Origin of the sequence: Burkholderia perseverans, assembly GCF_022870505.1 — a bacterium.
Lineage (GTDB): Bacteria > Pseudomonadota > Gammaproteobacteria > Burkholderiales > Burkholderiaceae > Burkholderia > Burkholderia plantarii.
Genome location: NZ_CP045094.1, coordinates 1,592,463 through 1,615,738, shown reverse-complemented (window position 1 = coordinate 1,615,738; position 23,276 = coordinate 1,592,463). Strand labels below are relative to the sequence as shown.

Here is a 23,276-nt window from a genome sequence, read left to right as displayed (position 1 = left end):
TCGCGCTTGCCGTGCTGCTGCTGGCCGCCGCCAATGCGGCAAGAAGCGGCGAAGCGCTGCGTTTCAACAACGACTTCCTGACGCTGGACGGCGTTGCGCTCCCGGTGGATCTCAATTATTTCGCGAAGGAAAACAGCGTGTTGCCCGGCCGCCACCCCACCCTCGTCACGTTCAACCGCGAGCAGACGGGTTTGCATACGATCCGCTTCGTCGCGCGCGGCGCGAGCGACGTGAAAGGCGAGCAGGTCGTGCCCTGCATCACGCGCGCCATGCTCGATCGCTGGGAAGTCGATACGGCGCGGCTCCCCGCTTCCGGCGACGCCTGCCTCGACATCGAATCGCTCATCCCGGGCTCGACCGTGCGCTACGTCGCGCGCACCCAGTCGCTGTTCGTGACCGTGCCGCAGACCGCGATGGTCCAGCGCGCGGCGGGCGCCGTCGACCCGCGCCTGTGGAACTACGGCGAAACCGCGGCCGTGGCGAACTACGACGTCAGCGCCAGCCACGACGCCGTGAATGGCGACACCGGCGCGACGCTGAACCTCGACACCGCCGTCAACCTGGGCCGCTGGCTGTTCCGCAATCGCAACTACGCGAGCCTCGATCGCGGCCGGACCATCTGGCAGCCGGCCGAGTTCTCGCTGTCGACGCCGCTCGCGCGGCTCGGCGGCATGCTGACGGCCGGCGACACGTCGTCGATGAGCGACCTGTTCGACAACTTCCGGTTCCGCGGTGTCACGCTGCAATCGGACGAAGGCATGGTGCCGGACAGCCTGCAGGGTTATGCGCCCGTGATCCGCGGCGTGGCAACCAGCGAATCGCGCATCACGATTCGCCAGAACGGCGGCGTGGTCTATGACAAGTACGTACCGCCGGGCCCGTATTCGATCGACGATCTGGGCAGCGCGTCGGCCGGCGCCGATCTCGACGTGACGATCACCGACGCCGCGGGCAAGGTCACGCACTACCGCCAACCGTACAACACGCTGCCGATCATGCTGCGCCGCGGCCGCACGCGCTATCACATCGCGGCCGGCGCCTACGACGGGTACGGCGGCCGCCGTCACGATCCGTTCGTGTGGGCCGAGGTCGAGCGCGGGGTGCGCCACCGCCTCACGCTGTTCGGCGGCTTGATCCAGGCGTCCCGCTACACCGCCCGCAGCGTCGGCGCGGGTGTCGACCTGGGCCGCGCCGGCGCGGTCTCGGCCGATCTCGTGCGCACCACGGCGGCCCTGACCGGCAACCTGCCGTCGCTGGCCTACCGGCTGCGCTACGCGAATTCGATCACGCGCCTGCGCTTCGACGTGAACGCCTCGCTGCGCCGCTACACGAACGCGGCGTTCCTGAATTTCGACGACGCGATGGGCGACACGCTGCAGACCTCCATCGATCACGGCGTGCGTTCGCACGACCAGCTCAGCGTCAACCAGGCGCTCGGCGGCACCGTCTCGCTCTACGCGTCCTACGACCATCGCGCGTATTTCGGCGGCCTGCCGGCCGACCGGATCCTGCAGGTCGGCCTGTCCGGCTCGTACAGCGTCGTGAGCTACAACCTCGCCATCGGCAACATCCGCCAGCGCGGCCGCAACGTCAGCAACTATCTGCTGCTCACGCTGAACCTGCCGCTCGGCCGGGCGACCAACGTCAGCTATTCGGGCAACTACGACCAGCGCCAGGGCCTGTCGCAGCAGGCCAGCGTGTTCGGTTCGCTGCTGGACGACGGCCGGCTCGGCTACACCGCCAACGCCTCGCGCACGCAGCGCGACAGCAGCCTCTACGCCTCCACCACCTACGCGGGTTCGAAGGGAACGGTGTCGCTGTCGCAGACGTTCGCGCAGCATGCCGCGCACACCGTCGCCGAATTCAAGGGCGGTGTGGTCGGCGACGCGCGCGGCGTGCTGCTGTCGCAGCGCATCGACGGAACCTCCGCCATCGTCGATGCACCCGGCCTGCGCGGCGCGCTCGTCAACGGCAACCCGGGGATCCGCACGAACCGCGACGGCCGCGCCGTGGTGACCAACCTGCTGCCGTACCGGCGCAACCAGATCCGGCTCGACGAGGATCGCCATCGCGGCGGCGGCGACGACGCCGAGGCCACGCTGCTGCAGTCGTTCGCCACCACGGTCCCCACGCGCGGCGCGATCACACGGCTGCATTTCCAGACCGCGATCGGCTGGCGCTCCTTGAACACGCTGCTCGACGTGCATGGCAAGCCGATGCCGTTCGGCACCATGATCCGCGATGCGCGGCATCGCGTCGTCAGCGTGGTGGGGCCGCTCGGACGGGTCTGGCTGACCGGTCTGCACGACGAAAACGACTTCACCGCCACACTCGGCGGCACGTCCCGCGCGCTGTGCCGGTTCCAGGTCACGCGCCATCGGCGCAACCAGCCGCTGACCTGCCTGCCGGCCCGCTCGCTGTCGGCCTCCAGCACGCCATGACGCATACCGGCCGCTGCCTCGCCCTGCTCGTCCTGCTCCTGTGCCATGCACCGGCGGCCCGCGCGTTCTGCATGCGCAATCCGGACTGGGGCGGCACCCGGACCGTGATGGCCCGCGGCAAGTCGTTTTCCGCCGACCCCGCGCTGCCGGTCGGCACCGTGATCACGGAAGGCCACCTGACGATGCCCGTACCGAGCAAGCGGACGCGCCAATACGTTCCAATCGGACGCTGTCCGGTGGGGACAACCGAGATTTTCGCCGCCACGCAACCGCTCCTGTCCGGCGACCTGTTCTCGACCAACGTGCCCGGCATCGGCTATCGCTTGATCTATCCGAACGGATGGCACGCGCCGCAGTTCATCCGCAACGTCAAGCCGGGCTTCGTACTCTACTATCCGCAAGGGGACTTCCAGATCCAGTTCGTGAAGACCGGGCCGATCAGCCCGGGCGTGGTGCCGGCCGGCCGCTATGGCTACGACACCGTGAGCGGATACGAGGATTTCATCGTGTTCACGCTGAACGATCCGATCGTCGTCACCGTGCCGAGCTGCCGCGTGGCCGCCGGCTCGGTGCAGCAGACGGTGCGCTTCGGCGATGTCGCCAGTACCGACTTCTCCGGGATCGGCACCGCCGCCGGCAGTCGCCCGTTCTCGATCCGGCTGCAGTGCGACGACGCCGTCTCCGCAGTCGGGCTCAGCTTCGATGCCACCCCGGACCCGTCGGGCCTGCCCGGCACGCTGCGGCTCACCGGCGGCGACGGTGCGGCGACCGGCGTCGGCGTGCAGGTACTCGGCCCCGACGGCAAGCCGATCAGCTGGCACCAAAGCGTGGCGCTGCCGATCGCCTCGGGCGAGGCGCGCATCGACATGTCCGCCCGCTACCTGCAGACGGGCCAGGAAATTCGCGGCGGCGTCGCGAACGGCGTGATGACGTTCACGATCACCTACTGATTGATCCGCCCATGCCTCATCCCGCCATGACGCCGCGCCGCCGCCCGTTACATCGCGCCGGCCATGGCGGCACGGCCCCGCCGCCCGACGCGGCACCGCGTTCACCGACGAAAATCCGATCATGACTCTATCTCCGTCCATCAACCGCCGAATCCGCGTCGCGCTCGCCGACGATCACCCGCTGATCGCGGCCGCGATGACCAAACTGCTGAGCGAGACGCCGTCCATCACGGTCGTCCACGTCTCGCATTCGGGCGCGGAGCTGCTCCAGCAGCTGCGCGCCGATCCCTGCGAGCTGATCATCACCGACCTGAGCATGGGCACCAGTGACCAGGCCGACCACGACGGGCTGAAGCTCGTCAGCGCGCTGCGCAAGAACTGGCCGAGCGCGCGCGTGATCGTCTACACGGCGCTCAATCATCCCGCGCTCGCGCAGCGCCTGCTGCATCTGGGCGCGCATGCGGTGGTCTGCAAGGAGGATTCGCTCGACGAACTGCTGGCCGCGATCGACCAGGTCGCCGTGCAGGGCAACACCTATCTGTCGAAGCAACTGTGCGGCGCGGCACCCGTGCCGGCCTCGGCGCTGACGCCGCGCGAGCTGGAAGTGCTGCGCCACATCGGCTGCGGCCTGTCGGTCGTCGATATCTCGCGGCGCATGTTCGTGACGGTCAGCACGGTCTCGACGCACAAGCGCAACGCGATGGACAAGCTCAACATCCGCTCGACGGTCGAGTTGATCCAGTACATCCACGCGGCCGGCCTCGCGAACCTGCGCTAAGGGGCGGCCTGCCGCGTCGGGTCGGGTCGATGGATTTGCGCCGTCCGGCGCGTGCCGTTGACGGCGAGCGCCGGACTCAGGAAACATTGGCGGCGGGCTCGTCCGGCTGGCTCGCGAGCCGCGCGCGCAACGCGTCGAGGGCATCGATCAGGCGCATCGCCGGGATTCGCACACGCGCCGCGTCGCCATGTTCGGCCAGACGCTCCAGCGCCGCGCAGTCGTCGCGCAGGGCATCGAACCGCTGCCACGCCAGCGCGCCGCGCAACCGGTGCAGCAGGCGGGACAGGCGCCGCGCGTCACCCTGCGCGACGCAGTCGCGCAACGCGGCCAGTTCCTCGCCGAGATAACGCGCGAACTCGTCCGGCCCGAACGCCGGACGCTCCGCCCCGGCCGGCGGCGCGTCGCCGAGCGTGGTGGCGCGATAGCCGAGCCGCGCGTAGGCGCTCAAGAGCGCCGTGGACAGCACGTCGAACGTCGCGGGCTTGCCGATGTAGTCGTCGAAGCCCGCGCGCAGGCCGGCCTCGACGTCCTCGTCGCCGACGCTCGCGCTGACCGCGATCACGATCCGCCGCGAGTCGTCCGCGCGCAGCGCCGCCAGCAGCGCCTGCCCCGACATGCCCGGCATGTCGAGATCGGTCATCACGATGCCGACCGGATGGGCGCGCAGCATCGCGAGCGCCTCCGTGCCGCCGCGCGCGACATGGGCCGCCACGCCGAGCCGGCGCAGGTGCTCGGCCAGCAGGTTGCGGCTCCAGACGTTGTCGTCGACCACCAGCACCGCCGGCAATTCACCGTCATCTTGCGACAGCAGCGACTGCGGCGCCGCGGCGGGCAGCTCGCGACAGGGCGCGGTGTCCCGCCCCGTCAGCGCATCGAGCGCGCGGGCCAGCGCCGAGACGTCCCATTCGTCGATCGTGCCGAACGGCTCGCCGGCACGATACGGCGCGGCCGGCGCGCCCGCCCCGGGCTGCGCGTCGGTGGCCGTGTGACGGACGATCCGCAGCACCGCGCCGAAGCTCGGCGAGCCGGTGCCGGGCACGCGTTCGGCACCGGTCGGCCGAGGCGCGCCGCCGGCCGGCGGCGATACCGCGTCGGCGCGCAGCAGCAGGTCGTAATGCGGCGCCGGCAGCGCGGTCAGTTCGGTCGCCGAGGCACGCTGCTCGACGTCGAACCCATAGGCATGCAGCCATTCCGTCAGCACCGCGATGCTCTCGGGCGCCGCGGCCGCCGCCTCGGCGCCGGTCACGAGCACCGCGTGCCGGCTTCCCTCCGGTGCGCACGGCGCCTGGCCGTTCGCGCCGGACGGCGTGAGCGGGATTTCGAAGCGGAAGCATGCGCCGCGCCCCGGCTCGCTCTCGACTCGAATCAGGCCGGACATCTGCCGGCACAGCTCGGCGCAGATCGCGAGGCCGAGCCCGGCCCCGCCGCGTCGCCGGGCCGGGGACCGGCCGCCCTGCTCGAACGGCGCGAAGATCCGCTTCTGCTCGGACACGGCGATCCCCGGCCCCGTGTCGCGCACCTCGCCGACGAGCCGGGCGGTGCCGTCGGCATCGTCGATGCGCTGCGCGCGCAGCACGATCGCGCCGCGCCGCGTGAACTTCAACGCGTTCGACAGCAGGTTCGTAACGATCTGGCCGATGCGCGCCGGGTCGCCGTGCAGGCTGCCGCGCAGCGACGGCGAGAGCCACGCCGTGAAGCGCAGCCCGTTGCGCACCGCGAGCGGCCCGAACAGTTGCGCGGCCTCGTCGAACAGCGCGAGCGGCGCGAAATCCTCCGGCACCATGCGCAGCTTGCCGATGCTCAGGCGCGACATGTCGAGCATGTCATTCGCGGTCGCGAGCAGCGAGCGCGATACCTGTTCGATCGTCTTGAGCCGCGCGGCCACCGGGTCCGGCATCGGCTCGTCCGCCATCAGTTCGAGGTGGCCGATCAGGGCCGAGAGCGGCGTGCGGATCTCGTGGCTGATCGCGGCGATGAAGCCGGTGCGCATCCGCACCAGCGCCTCGGCGCGCCGGCGGGCATCGCCGAGCGCGCGCTCGACCTGCTTCTGGCGCGTGACGTCGACCACCACGCAAACCAGCACGTCATCGCCGTGATAGCGCACGGGTGCGAACGTGACGCGCAGGTAGCGGTCGCGCGGCGCGATCCGGTCGCGATATTCGAAATGGAAGATGCGCGCCGCCTCGCCCGCGGCGCGGTCGCGCTCCGACATCTGCGGGCTCGACAGCCGCTCGCCGAGCGGGGTCGGCAGCGGTTCGCCGTCGACGATGCCGAGCATCGAGCCGGCCAGCGTGTTCGCGATCAGCACCACGGCGTCGCGCCGCCGTGAAATGAACAGCGCGGCCGGCGTCACGGCGGCGAGCAGGTGATAGGCGGCCTCGCGTTCGAGGATCCGGCGCGATTCCTCGCGGCCGCGCCGGCGGCGGCGCGACGCGATTGCCGCGCTGATCGCGATCGCCACCGCGCCGGCCAGCCCGCCGCCGAGCGGCCAGCGCAGCGCGCCGAACAGCTCGGCATAGTCGAGCCGGTGGACCAGGAAACCGATCTGCGGATTGGCCGGGCGCACGATCGCGAGCCCGCTCGCGGTCCAGCACCAGCCGGGGTCCGCAGGCTGCCCGCAGAGCGGGAGCGGGATCGCGAGCGCGGCGCGCATCCGCGGCGACGTCGCCGCCACCACGCGCCCGCCCGGCGACACCAGCGCGACGTCGTGCGCGCCGACATCGATGCTCGCGTCATGCAGCCGGCCCTCCAGCGCCGCGCCCGGTAGTTGCGCGATCACGTAGAGCCGGCCGAAGCGCGTGTCGATGGCCGACGCGACGGCGATCGACGCGCCGCCGCCCGCCTCCGTGAACGGCCCGAGCCAGAGCGGGCCGTGGCGCACCAGCCCGGCGCCGCCGGTCCGCGCGGCCGCGTCCCTGACCTCGCGCAGCAGCGCGCTCTCGACCACGCCGCCCGGCGGCGGCGCCGACATCGCGACGAACGGCGGCACCAGCCCGACCACCCAGACCTGCCGGTTCCGGCGCTCGGCCGCCGACACCGCCGCCGAGAACGCAACGACGTTGGCGGCGGCGCCGGCGATCTGCCGCCACGCGGCGCCATAGGCGGCCCGTGACGCGGCCGGAAACACGATGCAGAGCGGCGCCGCGCCGCCATAGGGAGAAAGCGTGACGCAGCGCGCGCCGGGGGCCAGCGCGCGGTCGACGGTCCGGTCGTCGACCGGGTCCGGGCCGAGCGCGATCCGGGCCAGCAGCGCCGTGGCCGTGCGCCGGTTGTTTTCCGCCTCGCGCACGCTGAACGTCTCGACGCGCCGCGCGATCCGGGCCAGCCGGAACATCTCGTCGTCGATCCGCAGCGACAGCGCGATCGTGCAGCCCGCGATCACCATCAGCAGCAGCGCGGCGCCCGCGCCGGCAACAGTCAGCCAGACATGGCGCGTGCCGCGCACGATCGTCGCGTTCACGCGCCCAAACGCTTCATGGAGCGCCTTTTCGGTCAGGTTCAGGATCTGTTGCATCAGGAAGGAGCGGGCGCGATCGTCGGCCCGGATCGGGAAGCGTCGGTGGAGTCGGAAGAGCGGCCGCTGCGGGGCCGGCCAGGATGAACCCACGCCGCGAGCGTAAATGGGGAACACGGCGCCGGCCGGGGAGCGCTCGCCGCGGCGGCGGGCGCCCGGCCACGGCACGCGAACTGTTCGCGAAATGACGCGGTGCGTGCCGAGCATCGACTCTAGCGCCGGCGAACGCTGCCGTCTCGTAAACAATCCGGATTATTGATGAACGACAAGAACAAGAGGACTACGGAATAATCCTGCGCACGATCAGGCTCGTGTTATTGCCGCCCATGCCGAACGAATTGCTGAGCACGTAGTCGAGTCCGTCAACGGGGCGCGCGCATTCGGGCACGTGATCGAGATCGCAGTGCGGATCGAGACCGTCGAAGTACAGTGTCGGCGGCACACGCTGCTGCTGCAGCGCCTGCACGCAGACCGCGAATTCGAGCGCGCCGGCCGCGCCGATCAGATGGCCGGTCGCACCCTTCGTGCTGCTGACGGGGATCCGCGCCGCATGGCTGCCGAGCGCGAGCTTCAGCGCCTGCGTTTCGGCCGCGTCGCCGCTGCGCGTGCCGGTGGCGTGCGCGTTCACGTAGCCGATCGCGCCGGGCCCGATGCTGGCGTCCGCCAGCGCGCGCTCGATCGCGAGTGCCTGGCCCGACGCGTCGGGCTTCGCGAGATGCGTGCTGTCGTTGCTGGTGCCGTAGCCGACCAGTTCGGCGAGCGGCACCGCACCGCGCGCCAGCGCGTGCTCGAGATGCTCGATGCAGAAGATCGCCGCGCCCTCGCCCACCGCCATGCCGGTGCGCGCCGCGCTGAACGGCCGGCAGCCGGTGTGCGGTGCCTCGGGCGGCTCGTCGCAGAGCACGCGCGCCTGCTGCCACGCGCCGATCAGTTCCGGCGTCAGCATCGATTCGCTCGCGCCGCACAGCGCGATGTCGAGATAGCCGTCGCGCACGCGCCGGAACGCCTCGCCGAGCGCGACCGCGCCGGCGGTGCAGGCGGTCGCGTAGGTCTGCGCCTCGGCGCGCGTCTTCAGCTGCATCGCGATATGCGCGGCGATCGCGTTCGGCATCGCCGCCGGGATGATGAGCTTCGGCCCCTTGCGGATCAGGCCGTGGAACGACAGCACGCCCTCCACGAGCGAGCCGACGCCGCCGATGCCGGTGCCGATGAACACGCCGCAACGCTCGCGCAGCGCTTCGTCGTGCAGTGCGGCCGCGTTGCCGGCCTGTTGCGCGGCGATCACCGCGAGCAGCGTGGCGCGGTCGCAGCAATCAAGCATGCGTCGCGAGAAATATACGGTGGGATCGACGTCGGCCACGCCGACGCAACGCGTGATCGCCGGATCGGGATGCCGCGTGATGCCGGTGCGCCCGTCGCAGAGCGCCGCAAACATCGACACCGGGGTCGCGCCGAGCGGCGACACCGCCCCCATGCCCGTGATCACCACGGCGCGCGCCGCGCGCATCAGAGCGGCTCCGCGGGCGCGTATTTCAGGCGACGGGCGGCCGCCTCGATCTGCGCGGCCAGTTCCTCGATGTTGGCCGGCGACGACGCGGCGCCGCCGACCTGGCCGGTCGGCACCTCGTCGAGCCTCAGTCCGAACTCGCCCTCGAGCATCAACACGATCTCGAGCAGGACCAGGGAATCGAATTCGGGGATCACCTCGGCGAACGGCACGCCGGCTTGCAGCCGCCCGGCGTCGACGTTCAGGTGCCCGGCAATGCGGGATGCGATCGCGACACGCAGTGCGTCGCCGGCCGGAAGGATGGGATTCGTCATGCGATCGATACGTAACGTGCGACGGCCCCGCGACACGCGGGGCCGAATGACGTCACTGTAGCGACGGGCCGGAGGCGTCACCATCGTATGAGTTGGAGAACGCTACCGGTTTTGCGCGGCTCGTGCCCGTCATGCCATTCGCCTGACGGCACGAGCGCGGAGAGGGGCACGACGCAGCGCGAGCGGCCTCGATCCGGATGGCGGACTCCGCGCTCGCCGCGGCTTTCCGGCCGTGCCTCGGTGCCACGGCTTCATCGGGCAAGCCGCGGCGTGACACGGCCGGGCGATCGATTCCGCCGCCCATTTCCACCGTCCGGCATCGCCCCCGGCCGACTCTCCCCCCACTTCCTCGAATTCCGAACAGGTGTCACTCGTTCCGACGCGTTTCTCCACACCGGCGCGCCACCTATAGTTGCGTCACGAAACTATTTTGAACCCACCTCTCAGGAAGGGGAATCCCATGGATCGCCGTCTTCTCACCCTGGCGCTCGGCATGTTCGCGCTCGGCACCGACAGCTTCGTGTTCGGGGGCATCCTGCCCCAGATCGCCCGGTCGTTCCACGTCAGCGTCGGCGCCGCCGGCCAGTTGATCACCGTCTACGCGCTGACCTTCGCGTTGCTCGCGCCCACCATCGCCGCGCTCGCCGCCGGTGTGTCGCGCAAGCGCCTGCTGCTCGGCGGCATGGGCCTGTTCGTGGTCGCCAATCTCGGCACGATGCTGGCGCCGAACCTCGGCATCGCGCTGGCCACGCGCGCGCTGGCCGGCGTCGGCGCCGCGATGTTCTCGCCCACCGCGAGCGGCACCGGCACGCTGCTGGTCGCGCCGCAGCGGCGCGGCTTCGCCCTGTCGATCATCGTCGCCGGGCTGACCACCGCCACCGCGCTCGGCACGCCGCTCGGCGCCGTGATCGGCGGCATCGCCGACTGGCGCTGGACCATGGCGTTCGTCGCGCTGCTCGGCGCGGCCGGCTTCGCCGGCATCCAGGCGCTGCTGCCCGAGGTGCCGCTGCCGCCCGCGATCTCGCTGGCCAAGCGCCTCGCGCCGCTCGCCGACGCGCGCGTGGTCCTGACGCTCGCCACCACCGTGCTCGCGCAGATCGGCACCTTCATCATCTACAACTACTTCTCGGTGGTGTTCGACCGCGCCGTCGGCGGCAGCGCCGCCGTGCTCGGCATGCTGCTGGTGCTCTGGGGGCTGGCCGGCACGTTCTCGAACCTGATGACGGGGCGCGTGCTCGACCGGATCGGCTCGCGCAAGGTGGTGGTCGCGATGCTGGTCGCCGTGGCGGGCGTGATCGTCACGATGCCGTGGTCGGGTCGGCATCTCTGGAGCGCCGCGCTCGCCATCACGGTGTGGGGCGCCTGCGCGTGGGGCGTGCTGGTGCCGCAGCAGTTCCGGCTGGTCAGCCTGAACCCGCCGATGGCGGCCGTGCTGGTCGGGCTCAATACCTCGGCCACCTACGTGGGCGTGTCGATCGCCGGCGTGATCGGCGCCGCGGCGATCCCGGCGGTGGGCAGCCATCATCTCGGCTACCTCGCGAGCGCCGTCGTCATGGTCGCGCTGGTCTTCTCCGAGCTGGCCGCCGCGCGGATCGCCGCCGCCGCACGCCGCGAGGCGGGATGCTGCACGGCGACGGCGTAGGCGCGCCGGGCGGCTACGGCGGCGTCTTCCACTTCGGCCACTTTGACCCGCTTCGGCGTCGGGGCGTCGGGGCGTCGGGGCGGCCCTCGTCCATCGACCGAACCGGCGGCACGACGCCGGCCGACCACCCCGCTGTAACCGGCCGGCGCCGGCAAGCGAACTGAACGCCGGAGCGGCGCATCCCTGCCCGCCGCCGGCGTCTCGTCCCACGGAGTGATCCCATGCAGCACAGCCCGTCCAACCCGTCAGCCTATCTACGCCACCGCCTGCAGAAACCGGACGGCGTCCGGATCGGCATCGGCGTCACCTCGCCCTCGCCCGAACTGGTGCAGATGTTCGCGAATGCGGGTTTCGACTACGTCGTGATCGACATGGAACATGGCCCGATCTCGATCGAGACGGCCTACCGCATGGTGACCGCCACGATCGGCACCGGTGCCGAAGCCTGGGTGCGGGTGACGCACAACGACCCGGCGCAGTTCAAGCTGGCGCTCGACATCGGCGCGAAGCACGTCATCGTGCCGATGATCACCAGCGCCCGGGAAGCCGAACAGGCGGTCTCGTACGCGAAATATCCGCCGCGCGGCGTGCGCGGCTGGGGGCCGTTCCGCACCCAGTACCAGTGGCAGACCGACATGCTCGACTACGCGCGGCGCGCCAACGACGAGACCGGCGTGATCGCACTGATCGAGCACCCCGGCGCGGTGCGCGAACTCGATGCGATCCTCGACGTGGACGGGCTCAGCGGCGCGATCCCCGCGCCGTTCGACCTGGCCGTCAACATGGGCTTCAGCGACGGCCCGAATCACATCGAGGTGCGCGAGGCGATCGAGCTGATCATGCGGAAGATCAAGGCTCGCGGCATGCGGCTCACCTCGTTCGCGGTGACGCCGGAGCAGGCCGTGGAGGCGCTGCGGCTGGGCGTGGACGACCTGTTCCTCGGCTTCGATCCGATGTATATCCAGGCCTCGGTGCAGCTGTTCATGGCGAACGTCGCGCGGCTGCGGGACGGCGAGGCGTAAGCGGCGACATCGCCGGCCGCGGGCGCATCGTGGTGGATCGAACCAGGTCGATTCGCGCGGGATCCGCCGGCGGCCGGCGCACCGCCGGATCAGGTGTGCGTGCGCAGCGCGCAGACGGAACGGTGCTCGGACAGCGGCAGGAACTCGCCCGTGTCGCCGTCGAGCGCGTCGATCGCGCCGGCCTGGATGTCGTAGACCCAGCCATGGAGATTGAGGCGCTTTTGCGCGAGCCCCAGCGCGACGCCCGGATGCGTGCGGATGTTCGCCAGCTGGGCGACGATGTTGTCGCGCACCAGCGAATCGAGGCGGCGTTCAGGCGAATCGTATTCGCGCGATTCGTTGACCGCGCGCGCCGCGTCGGCGTGGCGGAGCCAGTTGCCGACCGCCGGCAGGTGATCGAGGCACATGCAGGTCGAGATCGCCTTCATCGCGCCGCAGTCCGAGTGGCCGCAGATCACGATGTCGCGCACGCCAAGCACGGCCACCGCATATTCGACCGTCGCCGACACGCCGCCCGGCTCCGGGCCGTATGACGGGACGATGTTGCCCGCGTTGCGGATCACGAACAGATCGCCGGGCTGCCCCTGCATCAGCAGTTCGGGCACCACCCGGCTGTCCGAGCAGGTGATGAACAGGACCTTCGGGTCCTGGCTGTTGGCGAGCTTTTGGAACAGTTCCGAGCGGGTGGGATACACCTCGTTCTGAAACCGGATAAAGCCGTCGATCAGATTCTGCACGATCCATTTCTCCACGAATTCGACCCGCGCGGTTCACGCCGCGCGGTGTCCCGGCGCATTCGGCCGGACACGATACCGATGGCCGCCGGCACCCGGCGCCGGCGGCTCCCGCCGCCATCGTACCGCAAGCCAGCCGCGGGATCCGGGAGAGTCGGACGGACCGGCCTGGCGGCACGGCACACGAGGAAACGGCGGCGGTCGATACCCGTGCCACGTATTCCTGGATTCGTGGCGGACGGCTATCGTCGGAAGAACGTGTTGTCGTGAAGATTCGGTTGCGCGTGCAACCAGATGTGCAATCAGGCGCTGCCGGCGCCCGGTTTGCCGGCACGGGAAGTGCCGCCGCGTTCAGGGTGCCGGCAGGGCCGGCGCGTCCTGGGCGGGAGCAGGAGCGGATTCCGACGGCGGGCGGTGCAGCGCCACGCAATTGCGGCCGCCGTGCTTGGCCACGTAAAGCGCCCGGTCGGCGCGCTCCACGAGCCGCCGGGCGGCGCCGGCCTCGCCCTCGGCGATCTCCTCGACGTTGCCGACGGCCACGCCGATCGACACCGTCAGGCTGACCGGACCGCCCTCCACTTCCACGGCCACCAGCGCCGCCACCGCCGCGCGCACGCGCTCGGCGACGGTGCAGGCGTGGACCGCGTCGCCGCGCACCAGCACGACGAATTCCTCGCCGCCGTAGCGCGCGACCGTATCGCCGTGGCGCACCGTCTTGCGCACGCAGGCGCCGATCGCGGCGAGCACGCGGTCGCCCACGGCATGCCCGTAGGTGTCGTTGACGCGCTTGAAGTGATCGACGTCGATGAACAGGCAGGCGACCGGCGATTTCGCTCTGGCCGAGCGCTGCATCTCGTCGTGGATGCGGCTGTCGAAGTAGCGGCGGTTCGGCAGGTTCGTGAGCATGTCGGTCATGCCGTAGCGGGCTACCTGCTCGCGATGCGCGACGTTGACCACGCCCGCGCTGACGAAGGCCGCGAAGCGTTCCAGCAGATCGGTGGCCTTGCCGCCGGTAAAGCGCTCGGCGTCGCGGCTGCCGAGGCACAGATAGCCGTTGATGCCGTGCTCCTGATGCAGCGGCAGCACCGCGACGCTGGCGGGCACTTCCGAGTCGCAGTAGAACATCGCGCGGGCCGTCGCGCCGAGATCGTCACCCGAACCGAGCCAGGCCTGGCCCGGCTCGCCGGGCATCGCGCCGGCCAGCGGGTCGAGCCGGCCGCGCAGCACCGCGTGCGCGCCCGGCTTCGAACGCGACACGGAATCGAGCATCTCGCGAATCAGCGAGATGTCCTCGTTGAGCCACAAGGTCACGAACGGCAGTTCGAACGCCTGCGCGAGCGCCTCGACCAGCGTGTCGTGAAACGCCGCGAAATCGGTGGCGCTCACGAGCCGCAGCTCGATCTGCTGAAACCGCTGCAGCACGCGCTCGTTGTGGCGAACCGTGTCGAGCAGCGCGTGCATGCGCCTTTCCAACGAAGAATCCTCGGTCACTGGCGATATCGAATTGGGGGTGACCCTAAGCATATCGACAGGTTTACGGGTTTCTTAAGCCGGGAGGCCGCTTCGTGAAAGCGGACCGGCGCGGGTGGCCCGGATCCGGCGCCCTCGCCCCGGGGCCGGCGCATGCCGCTGCCGGGCATCCGCGCGGCGAGGTTCGAACCCACGCGGCGGGCGCCTGCGATCCCGGGGCCGTTCCGTCAAGGCGGCAAGACGCGTGGGCCGGACAGCATCGACGCCCGGACGCGATTCAGGATTTATTTCCAACCCTTCCGAATCCCGACTCGGATTTTTTCTGACCGCGACGAACATTCGGAATCCTCATTCATTCATCGATCCAGCCGACAAAGATCACGATTTTCCCGCACGAAACATCGATCCGTTCACTATCTGAAAATGAAAAATCACCCGAGCCCGGATACCAAGGATCCAGACTTTCGAGTGACCGCCATGCCGATCGATTCATCTTATTAGTCGTCGAGTCAATTATTTTTCATCCCGCCCGACGCACCTCGCCAGCCGGACATCATCAGGTAAAAATTACCCATCCCAAGAAAAAATCACGGAAGATTAGAAAATCTTACTTACGTGTTGCTTGACATTGCCTGTCACCCACAATCAGAATACGCAAAAATGTAACCTTATGTAATATTCCGGGGATGGTGGTATGTCGAGCGACAGCGCGTTGAACCTGATGGCCCAGCTTCTGTGGACGGGCCTGCTGGTCGCCGGCCCCCTGCTTGCCGCCGCGCTCGTGACCGGTCTCGCCATCAGCGTGTTCCAGGTGGTCACGCAGTTGCAGGAAATGAGCCTCTCGTATGTGCCGAAACTGGTCGTGGTCGGCCTCGTCATCGCCGTGCTCGGCTCGTGGATGCTCGCCCGCCTGACCGGCTTCACCCAATCCCTGTTCAATCTGATCCCGACGCTGGGCTGATCATGACCAATCCGTTTGTCGGATGGTCCACGGCGGCGCTATTGCTGTCGTTGCGCACCGGCCCGGTATTCGCGCTCGCGCCGCCGTTCTCGCAGATGCAGATCCCGATGCGGGTCAAGGCGGCCATGACGCTCACGCTGTCGGCCTGTCTCGCCTCCACGATCCGCTACGAAACCGTGGCCGGCATCGACGTGGTGTCGGCCGCGCTCTGCGAATGCCTGCTGGGCCTCGCCATCGCCTTCGCGTTCCAGGCCGCGTTCGCCGCGCTGTCGTTCGCCGGACGCGTGCTCGACGTGCAGGCCGGCTACGGCATCGCGATGATCATCGACCCGGGCTCGCGCAGCCAGGCGCCGATGTTCGGCACGATCCTGACGATGACGGCCGGCGTGATCTTCTTCGCCGAGAACGGCCATCGCGACCTGCTCGGCCTGCTGGTCGCGCTCACCCAGGCGTTCCCGCCCGGCGCGGCCTCGGTGGTCGCCGATCCGGCCGTGTTCGCCTCGTATTTCGGCACGCTGACGAGCGTCGCGCTCGGCGCGACCGGCGCCGTGATGCTGACGCTGTTCCTGACCGACCTCGCGATCGCGTTCCTCGCGCGCGTGCTGCCGCAAATGAACGCGCTCGTGCTCGGCTTCCAGGTCAAGACCCTCGTCACGCTCGCCGCGATGGCGATGTCGGCCGGCACGCTCACGCCGGTGGTGCTGCGCCTCACGCGGCTCGCCCTCGATTTCGTGCCGCAGGCCTTCCGCAGCCATGGCTGAACAGGATCAGAACCGCTCCGAGGCGGCCACCGCCTACCGGCTGGAGCAGGCGCGCAAGAAAGGCATGGTGGCGAAGAGCCAGGAGCTCGGCATGCTCGCGAGCTTCGCGACCTGCGCCGCGTATCTGTGGATCGACGGCGGCCAGCTCGCGCAGCACGTCGCGGCCACCAGCGCGCACGCGCTCGCCGGCATCGGCGACGTCGCGCGCTCGCCCGCGGCGATGTCGGCCTGGTTCGCCGCCATCCTGCTCGACCTGCTGCACCTGCTCGCGCCGGTGACGCTGCTGACGATGGCCGCCGCGATCCTGCCCGCGGTCGCGCAGACGCGCTTCCTGTTCGCGCCGGGCGCGCTGCGCTTCGAGCTGTCGCGGCTCAATCCGGTGCAGGGCTTCCAGCGCCTGTTCTCGTGGCAGACGCTGCTCGAGACGGGCCGCACGCTCGTCAAGGCGGCCGTCTACGGCACCATCATGGTGGCCTGCATCGTGCCCGTGGTCGTCAGCAGCTCCCATACGCTGACGACGCCGCACCGCCTCGCCGAGCTGCTGCAGGGCGCCAGCCTCGCGCTGATGGGCAAGCTGCTGATCGCGGCGGCCGTGTTCGCCGCGATCGACCTGGTGGTGGTGCGGCGCCTGTTCGCCGGCAAGATGCGCATGAGCCGCCACGAGATCCGGCAGGAACACAAGCAGCGCGACGGCGACCCGCGCATCAAGAGCCAGCGCCGCAAGCTCCGGCGCGAGCTGTTCCAGCAGGCGCGCGGCCTGCGCCGCGTGCGCGAGGCGGACGTGCTGATCACCAATCCGACCCACTACGCGGTGGGGCTGAAATACCTGCCGGCCCGCATGGCGGCGCCGATGGTGATCGCCAAGGGCACCGGCGACTTCGCGCAGCGGCTCAAAAAGATCGCGTTCGTCCACGGCATCCCCGTGGTCGAATCGCCCGCCATGGCGCGCCGGATCTTCCGCGACACGCGCGTCGACCAGGAAATCCCCGCCGACGTCTATCGCGACGCGGCGGCCATCTACCTGCGCATCCGCGCGCGCACGCAGCGGGCGGCGGCATGAGCGGCCTCGCCTCGCGCCTTCGCCACCAGCGCGACCTCGCGCTGGTGCTCGCGGTCATGGCGATCCTGCTGATCCTGTTCGCGCCGATCCCGTCGGCCGCGCTCGATCTGCTGATCATCACCAACTTCGCGTTCGCGTTCACGATCCTGCTGCTGACCATCTACGTGGCCCGGCCGGTGGACTTCTCCACCTTCCCCTCGCTGCTGCTGATCGCGACGCTGTTCCGGCTGTCGCTGAACATCGCCGCGACCCGGCTGATCCTGTCGGGCGCCGAGGCCGGCCAGGTGATCGGCGCGATCGGTGAATTCGTCGTGCAGGGCAACTTCGTGATCGGCCTGATCATCTTCTTCATCCTGATCGTGGTGCAGTACGTGGTGGTGACCAACGGCGCGCAGCGCGTGTCCGAGGTGGCGGCCCGCTTCGTGCTCGACGCCATGCCGGGCCAGCAGATGAGCATCGACGCCGACCTGAACATGGGCCTGATCGATCAGGACGAGGCGCGCGCGCGCCGCAAGGCGCTCGAGAAGGAGGCCGGCTTCTACGGCTCGATGGACGGCGCGAGCAAGTTCGTCAAGGGCGATGCGATCGCCGGCATCATCATCATGCTGATCGACATCCTCGGCGGCTGGGCGGTGGGCGTCGCGCAGATGGGCATGCCGCTCGGCCAGGCGCTGCAGAAGTTCACGCTGCTGACGATCGGCGACGGCATCGTCACGCAGGTGCCGGCGCTGGTGATCTCGGTGGCCACCGGGATCATCGTCACGCGCTCGTCGTCGGACGGCCAGCTCGGCCATGAAATTTTCCGCCAGCTCGCGCAGTTCCCCAAGATCCGCATCGTCGTGAGCTGTGCGCTGGTCGCCCTGCTGGTCCTGCCGGGCATGCCGAAGTGGCCGATCCTGATCCTCGCGCCGCTGGCCGTGATCGGCTGGTGGCTGGCGCGCTCGACGGCCGCTGCCGAAGCCGGCGCGACCGACGGCCAGCCGGCCGCGCTCGCGCCGCCGGGCACGGCGGACGCGCAGGTGGCGCCGGTGGCGCCCGTCGAGGTCGGCTTCGGCGCCGAGCTGGCGCGCGCCTGGATTCCGCTGCAGGGCGTGCTGGCCGAGCGCGTGGCCGCGTTCCGCAAGCAATATGCCGAGGAGATGGGCGTCACGATTCCGCCCGTGGTGTTTCGCGACGCCGCCCAGCTCGGCTCGAACGACTATCGCGTCTCGCTGTTCGGCAACCGCTTCGGCCAGGCGGCGCTGCATCCCGATCGCACGCTGGCGATCCACCCGACCGGCCGCGCCGAGGGCATGCCCGGCATCGCCACGCGCGACCCGGCCTTCGGGCTGCCCGCGGTCTGGATCGACGCCGAGCAGGTCGCGCGCGCCGGCACGCTCGGCTATACGGCGGTGGACCCGATGACGGTGCTCGTCACGCACGTCACCGAGATCGTGCGCGCCAACATGTCGACGCTGCTCTCGCGCACCGACGTGGTCGCGCTGCTCGAAGGCGTGCGCGCGCGCTCGCCCGGGCTCGTCGAGGAACTGGTGCCGGCCGTGCTGTCGATCGGCGACATACAGGCCGTGCTGCAGACGCTGCTGGCCGAACAGGTGCCGATCCGCAACATCGACCAGATCATCGAGGTGCTCGCGGACGCCGGCCGCCACGAGAAGGACCCGGCCCAGCTCGGCGAGCGCGTGCGCCAGAAGCTCGGCCACGGCATCTGCCAGCGGCTGCTCGGCGACAAGGACGTGCTGGCCGTGCTCACGCTCGAGCCGTCGCTCGAGAACATCATCGCGCACAACCTGCAGGGCGCGGACGGCAACGGCGCGTTCGTGCTCGATCCGCGCCTGGCCGAAGCGTTCCTCGCGCGGCTCGCCGAGCAGGTGGACGCGATGCTGCGCCAGAACCTCGCCCCCACGCTGCTGTGCCGCCCCGAACTGCGCCGCCACCTGAAGATCTTTTCGCGCCGCATCGCGCCGCGCCTCGCGGTGCTGTCGATGAACGAAATCCCGCACGCGATCAACCTGCGTTCGTTCGGGATGGTCGGCGTCGAACGCCCCGCCCCCGCCGCGCAACCGGCCTGACCCTTCGAGCCCGCCCATGGACAACCTGATGACCACCGCCGTCGCCCTGCTCGCGTCCGAGACGCGCCAGGTCGAAACCGCCGCGCAGAACATCGCCAACCTCGCCACGCCCGGCTACAAGCGGCTGATCACGTTCGGCGACGCGGTCTCGCAGGCCACGGCCGAAACGCGGCCTGCCGCGCCGCGGGCCGGCGCGAAAGCCCCCGCCCCCAACATCGCCACCGACTTCACGCCGGGACGCATGATCCACACCGGCAACCCGCTCGATCTCGCGCTCGCGAGCGACGGCTTCTTCACGGTGGCCACGCCGGACGGCATCGCCTATCTGCGCGGCGGCTCGTTCCGGCTCGACGCCGAGGGCCGGCTCGTCACGCGCGAGGGCTGGAAGCTGCAGGGCAGCGGCGGCGGCGACGTGGTGGTGCGCTCGACCAACTGGCACGTGCAGGCCGACGGCACGGTGCTCGACGACGGCCAGCCGGTGGCCGTGATCGGCGCGACCGCGTTCGCCAATCCGGCGAAGCTCACGCGCGTCGGCGAGGGGCTCTATCGCGCCGACGGCGCGCAGCCCGTGGAGCGCCAGGACCCGCGCGTGCTGCAAGGCTACCTGGAAGCCTCGAACGTCGCGAACGGCGACGAAATGGTCCGCATGATGGCCGCCATGCGCCGCATCGAATCGGGGCAGAAGCTCGTGCATGCCTACGACGACATGATGGGAACGGCCCTGCAACGCCTCGGAGATATGTCGTGAACAACGTTTTCTACATCGGCGCGACCGGCCTGGACGCGCAACAGACCGCGATCGACGTGACCGCGAACAACATCGCCAACCTCAACACGCCCGCCTTCAAGCGCGGCACGGTGGGCTTCTCGGAGTTGCTGACCACCGAGCCCGCGTCGCTCGCGCGCAACTACGCCAACGCCACCAGCAGCGTGGCCGCCGGCGTGGCCGCCGATCCGTCGCTGCACGTGTTCGCGCCCGGCGAACTGAAGTCGACCGGCAACAGCCTCGATCTCGCGATTCGCGGCGACGGCTTCCTCGAGCTCGCGTCCGACTCCGGCCAGACGCTGCTCTGGCGCGGCGGCACGCTGCACGTCGGCACCGACGGCTACCTCGCGGCACCCGACGGCCAGCGCCTGAAGGCGATGATCTCGGTGCCTCGCGACGCCAGCGCCCTCACCATCACGCCGACCGGCCAGGTCCAGGCCACCGTGCCGGGCCAGACCGACCCGCTCGGCATCGGCGAGCTGGAAGTGATGCTGCCGTCCGACGTGAGCACGCTCGAATCGGTCGGCGGCGGTGTCTATCGCACCCGCGACGACGGCTCGACGCTCACGCGCGCGCGCCCGGGCGAGGACAACGCCGGCACGCTCGCGCAAGGCTTCAGCGAAGCGTCGAACGTCTCGCTGTCGGACGAGCTGGTCGGCCTGATGCTCTACCAGCGCACCTATGCGGCCAACGCGCGACTCGTGCAGGTGGGCGACGAACTGATGTCGATCGCCAACGGGCTGAAGCGATGACGCGCCACCTGCCATCACGCGCGTCCGGGCGCGCTCGCGCGGCGCGGCGACGGCTCGCGGCCGGCCTCGGCCTGGCCGTCGGCGCGCTCGCCGTGAGCGCGGGCAGCGCATGCGCGTTCGCGGCGCCCGTCTCGGCATCGGCACCCGCTGCCGCGATCCGCTTTCATGCCGCCGTGGCCGTCGACAATGCCGGCGTCACGCTCGCCGAGCTGGCCGACCTGACGCCGTTGCCGCCGGCCATCCGCGAACACGCCGCCTCGCTCGTGATGGTGTCGCTCGCGCCCACCGCGAAGGCCGTGCATGTCGACGCGCGCCGGCTCGCCGACGCGGCGCGCCACGCCATGCCGAGGCTCGCGCCGTGGCTGGCCGGCACCACGGCCCGCGAGATCGAGATCGTGCGCCGCCCGCCAGCCGCGACGGCCGCGCGGGCGAGCGGCATCTGCGTGACGCTGCTGGTCGACCTGCCCGCCGCCGCGAGCCCGTCGGCCGACCAGCTGGGCCAGGCGCCCTGCCCGGCCGCCGGCGTGCGCAGCGCCTGGCGCTACGACGCGGCGCAACGCGTGGCACGCGCCACGCGCGCGCTGCCCGCGGGCGAGGTGGTGCGGCCGCCCGCCGGACCGCTGCTGGCCGTCGTGCATGGCGGCGAGCGCGTATCCGACACGGTGCGCGTGGGCGCCGTCACCGTGACGCGCTCGGGCACCGCGTTGACCGACGCCGGCGCGCGCCGCGACGCCGCCGTGCTGACCGGCGACGCCGCCGTGCAGCTCTGGCGCGCGCCCACCGAAGACCGGGGCTCCTGATCATGCGCGAACTCCTTCGTCACGCACTGGCGGCCATGCTCGCCGCCGCCTGCCTCGCGAACGGCACGGCGCGGGCCGCCGATCTCTACCAGGGCGACGGCTACCAGCCGCTGACCTCGGACCGACGCGCCGCCAAACCGGGCGACATCGTCACGATCCTCGTCTACGAAAGCTCGACGGCCAGCAACACGGCGGACACCTCGACCAAGACCGGGTTCGGCGTGCAGGGCAGCGTCGCGACCCAGTACGCGGGGCAGAACTCCGCCCAGATCGGGCTCGGCGACAACTACGGCGGCAAGGGGCAGATCCAGCGCACCGGCCGGCTGCTCGCGCAGCTGAGCGCCAACGTGACCGGCGTGACGCCGGGCGGCGACCTGCTGGTGGCCGGCGCGCAGGACATCGACGTGAACGGCGAGAAGACCCACATCCGCATCGAGGGCCGCGTGCGCCCGGTCGACATCGCCGCCAACAACACGGTGCTGTCGACGCGGATCGCCGACGCGCGGATCGACTACGACGGCGAGGGCTTCATCACCGACCGCGCGCGCCCCGGCCTGATCCCGCGCTTCTTCGGATGGCTCGGGCTATGGTGAAGACGACACCGCTGCTGCGCCGCCTCGCGCTGCTGGCCTGCCTCGCGCTACCGGTCCTGCCCGCCATGCAGGCGGCCCGGGCCGCGCAGACCGACGTGCGCCTCAAGGACCTCGGCCGCTTCCTCGGCTGGCGCGACAACATGCTGGTGGGCTACGGCATCGTCACCGGCCTGTCCGGCTCGGGCGACACGCCGCGCAACCAGGCCACGCGCCAGGCCATGACCAACCTGCTCTCGCAGTTCGACCTGAACCTGACGCAGGACGAACTGCAGAGCCGCAACGCCGCGATGGTGATGATCACGGCCTCGCTGCCGCCCACCGCGAACGTCGGCGACAAGTTCGACATCAACGTGACCTCGATGGGCGACGCACGCAGCCTGTCCGGCGGCACGCTGATCATGACGCCGCTGCACGGGCCGGACCGCCGCGTCTACGCGCTCGCGCAAGGCCCGGTCTCGGTGGGCGGCTATCGCTACGACGCGAACGGCAACCTGCGCATGAAGAACCATCCGACCGCGGGCACCGTGCCCGAGGGCGCGACGGTGGAGGTGCCGGTCACGGCGAAGCTCGTCAATCGCGACGGCTACCTCAGCTTCGTGCTGAAGGACGCCGACGCGACCACCGCCGAGCGGATCGCCGCGCAGATCAACCGCGCGCTCGGCGACGGCACCGCGCGCTCGGTGGACGCGAGCACCGTGCGGATCCGCGCGCCGCTCGACGACGGCGGCCTGAACGGCTACGTGGCCCGCATCGAGACGCTGGCGGTGACGCCCGACCAGCGCTCGCGGGTCGTGATCAACGAACGCTCCGGCACCGTGGTGGCGGGCGGCGATACGCACATCGAGCCGATCACGATCTCGCACGGCGATATCAAGGTCAGCGTCGACACGCAATACAACGCCTCGCAGCCCGGCCTGATCGGCATCACCGGCCCCAACGTGCGCAGCCTCGTGGTGGGCAACAGCGAACTGAGCGTCGACGAGCCCGGCCAGACGGTGGCGGCCTCGTTCCCGCGCGGCAGCGTGGGCGAACTCGTGCAGGCGCTCAAGGCCAGCCGGATCAGCACGCGCGACGTGATCTCGATCCTCGAGGCGATCCGCGCCGCCGGCGCGCTGCATGCCGACATCATCGTTCAATAAGGA

General features: G+C 70.4%; 19 protein-coding genes. 14 read left to right on the top strand and 5 right to left on the bottom strand.

What is annotated here, in order from left to right; translation table 11 throughout:
- Positions 1-11 precede the first annotated feature (11 nt).
- The 3 genes from BpN12_RS21770 (at position 12) to BpN12_RS21760 (ending at position 4,169) form a co-directional block, all read left to right on the top strand.
- Positions 12-2,441, top strand: coding sequence for a fimbria/pilus outer membrane usher protein (locus BpN12_RS21770; RefSeq protein WP_246797519.1), 2,430 nt, complete (start codon positions 12-14; stop codon positions 2,439-2,441).
- Positions 2,438-3,391 (top strand): fimbrial protein, encoded by a 954-nt coding sequence (locus tag BpN12_RS21765; protein ID WP_246797518.1) that lies wholly within the window; start codon positions 2,438-2,440, stop codon positions 3,389-3,391. The genes BpN12_RS21770 and BpN12_RS21765 overlap by 4 nt, the downstream gene beginning before the upstream one ends.
- 121 nt (positions 3,392-3,512) lie before the next feature.
- Positions 3,513-4,169: a response regulator transcription factor gene (locus BpN12_RS21760; protein WP_246797517.1), complete on the top strand. Its 657-nt coding sequence runs from the start codon at positions 3,513-3,515 to the stop codon at positions 4,167-4,169.
- Between the two features lie 76 nt (positions 4,170-4,245).
- On the opposite strand, the gene BpN12_RS21755 is transcribed toward BpN12_RS21760, so the two are convergent.
- The 3 genes from BpN12_RS21755 to BpN12_RS21745 all read right to left on the bottom strand — a co-directional run bounded on the left by BpN12_RS21755 (position 4,246) and on the right by BpN12_RS21745 (position 9,588).
- On the bottom strand, positions 4,246-7,683 hold the full coding sequence (locus BpN12_RS21755; protein WP_246797516.1) for an ATP-binding protein: 3,438 nt from the start codon (positions 7,681-7,683) through the stop codon (positions 4,246-4,248).
- A 280-nt stretch (positions 7,684-7,963) separates the two neighbouring features.
- On the bottom strand, positions 7,964-9,190 hold the full coding sequence (locus BpN12_RS21750; RefSeq protein ID WP_246797515.1) for a beta-ketoacyl-[acyl-carrier-protein] synthase family protein: 1,227 nt from the start codon (positions 9,188-9,190) through the stop codon (positions 7,964-7,966).
- Positions 9,190-9,588 carry an acyl carrier protein gene (locus BpN12_RS21745; RefSeq protein WP_246797514.1) on the bottom strand — a complete coding sequence of 133 codons (399 nt, stop codon included), beginning with the start codon at positions 9,586-9,588 and terminating at the stop codon, positions 9,190-9,192. Before BpN12_RS21745 ends, BpN12_RS21750 begins: the two co-directional genes overlap by 1 nt.
- Positions 9,589-9,964: 376 nt before the next feature.
- On the opposite strand from BpN12_RS21745, the gene BpN12_RS21740 reads away from it, so the two are divergent.
- Complete coding sequence (locus tag BpN12_RS21740; protein WP_246797513.1) at positions 9,965-11,146, top strand: MFS transporter; 1,182 nt, start codon at positions 9,965-9,967, stop codon at positions 11,144-11,146.
- Between the two features lie 221 nt (positions 11,147-11,367).
- Positions 11,368-12,168 carry an HpcH/HpaI aldolase family protein gene (locus tag BpN12_RS21735; protein WP_246797511.1) on the top strand — a complete coding sequence of 267 codons (801 nt, stop codon included), beginning with the start codon at positions 11,368-11,370 and terminating at the stop codon, positions 12,166-12,168.
- 89 nt (positions 12,169-12,257) lie between these two features.
- Here BpN12_RS21735 and BpN12_RS21730 read toward each other — a convergent pair whose 3' ends face one another.
- The gene (locus BpN12_RS21730; protein WP_246797510.1) at positions 12,258-12,905 is read right to left on the bottom strand and encodes a carbonic anhydrase; all 648 of its coding nucleotides are present in this window, start codon (positions 12,903-12,905) and stop codon (positions 12,258-12,260) included.
- A 348-nt stretch (positions 12,906-13,253) separates the two neighbouring features.
- The gene (locus BpN12_RS21725; protein WP_246797509.1) at positions 13,254-14,363 is read right to left on the bottom strand and encodes a GGDEF domain-containing protein; all 1,110 of its coding nucleotides are present in this window, start codon (positions 14,361-14,363) and stop codon (positions 13,254-13,256) included.
- Positions 14,364-15,066: 703 nt separating this feature from the next.
- Here BpN12_RS21725 and fliQ point away from each other — a divergent pair.
- The 9 genes from fliQ to BpN12_RS21680 are packed head-to-tail and all read left to right on the top strand — an operon-like array spanning position 15,067 to position 23,273.
- Entirely contained in the window at positions 15,067-15,333 is a 267-nt protein-coding gene (gene fliQ / locus BpN12_RS21720) for a flagellar biosynthesis protein FliQ (protein WP_042624550.1), read from the top strand.
- A gap of 2 nt (positions 15,334-15,335) precedes the next feature.
- Complete coding sequence (locus BpN12_RS21715; RefSeq protein ID WP_246797508.1) at positions 15,336-16,094, top strand: flagellar biosynthetic protein FliR; 759 nt, start codon at positions 15,336-15,338, stop codon at positions 16,092-16,094.
- Complete coding sequence (locus tag BpN12_RS21710) at positions 16,087-17,154, top strand: EscU/YscU/HrcU family type III secretion system export apparatus switch protein (RefSeq protein WP_246797507.1); 1,068 nt, start codon at positions 16,087-16,089, stop codon at positions 17,152-17,154. The genes BpN12_RS21715 and BpN12_RS21710 overlap by 8 nt, the downstream gene beginning before the upstream one ends.
- Positions 17,151-19,223, top strand: coding sequence for a flagellar biosynthesis protein FlhA (locus tag BpN12_RS21705; RefSeq protein WP_246797506.1), 2,073 nt, complete (start codon positions 17,151-17,153; stop codon positions 19,221-19,223). Before BpN12_RS21710 ends, BpN12_RS21705 begins: the two co-directional genes overlap by 4 nt.
- Positions 19,224-19,239: 16 nt before the next feature.
- Complete coding sequence (locus tag BpN12_RS21700) at positions 19,240-19,971, top strand: flagellar hook-basal body protein (protein ID WP_246797504.1); 732 nt, start codon at positions 19,240-19,242, stop codon at positions 19,969-19,971.
- On the top strand, positions 19,968-20,741 hold the full coding sequence (locus BpN12_RS21695; protein WP_246797503.1) for a flagellar hook-basal body protein: 774 nt from the start codon (positions 19,968-19,970) through the stop codon (positions 20,739-20,741). Before BpN12_RS21700 ends, BpN12_RS21695 begins: the two co-directional genes overlap by 4 nt.
- Positions 20,738-21,541 (top strand): hypothetical protein, encoded by an 804-nt coding sequence (locus tag BpN12_RS21690; protein ID WP_246797502.1) that lies wholly within the window; start codon positions 20,738-20,740, stop codon positions 21,539-21,541. The genes BpN12_RS21695 and BpN12_RS21690 overlap by 4 nt, the downstream gene beginning before the upstream one ends.
- A gap of 2 nt (positions 21,542-21,543) precedes the next feature.
- On the top strand, positions 21,544-22,134 hold the full coding sequence (locus BpN12_RS21685; RefSeq protein ID WP_246797501.1) for a flagellar basal body L-ring protein FlgH: 591 nt from the start codon (positions 21,544-21,546) through the stop codon (positions 22,132-22,134).
- Positions 22,128-23,273, top strand: coding sequence for a flagellar basal body P-ring protein FlgI (locus tag BpN12_RS21680; RefSeq protein WP_246797500.1), 1,146 nt, complete (start codon positions 22,128-22,130; stop codon positions 23,271-23,273). Before BpN12_RS21685 ends, BpN12_RS21680 begins: the two co-directional genes overlap by 7 nt.
- The last annotated feature ends 3 nt before the right edge of the window (positions 23,274-23,276 follow it).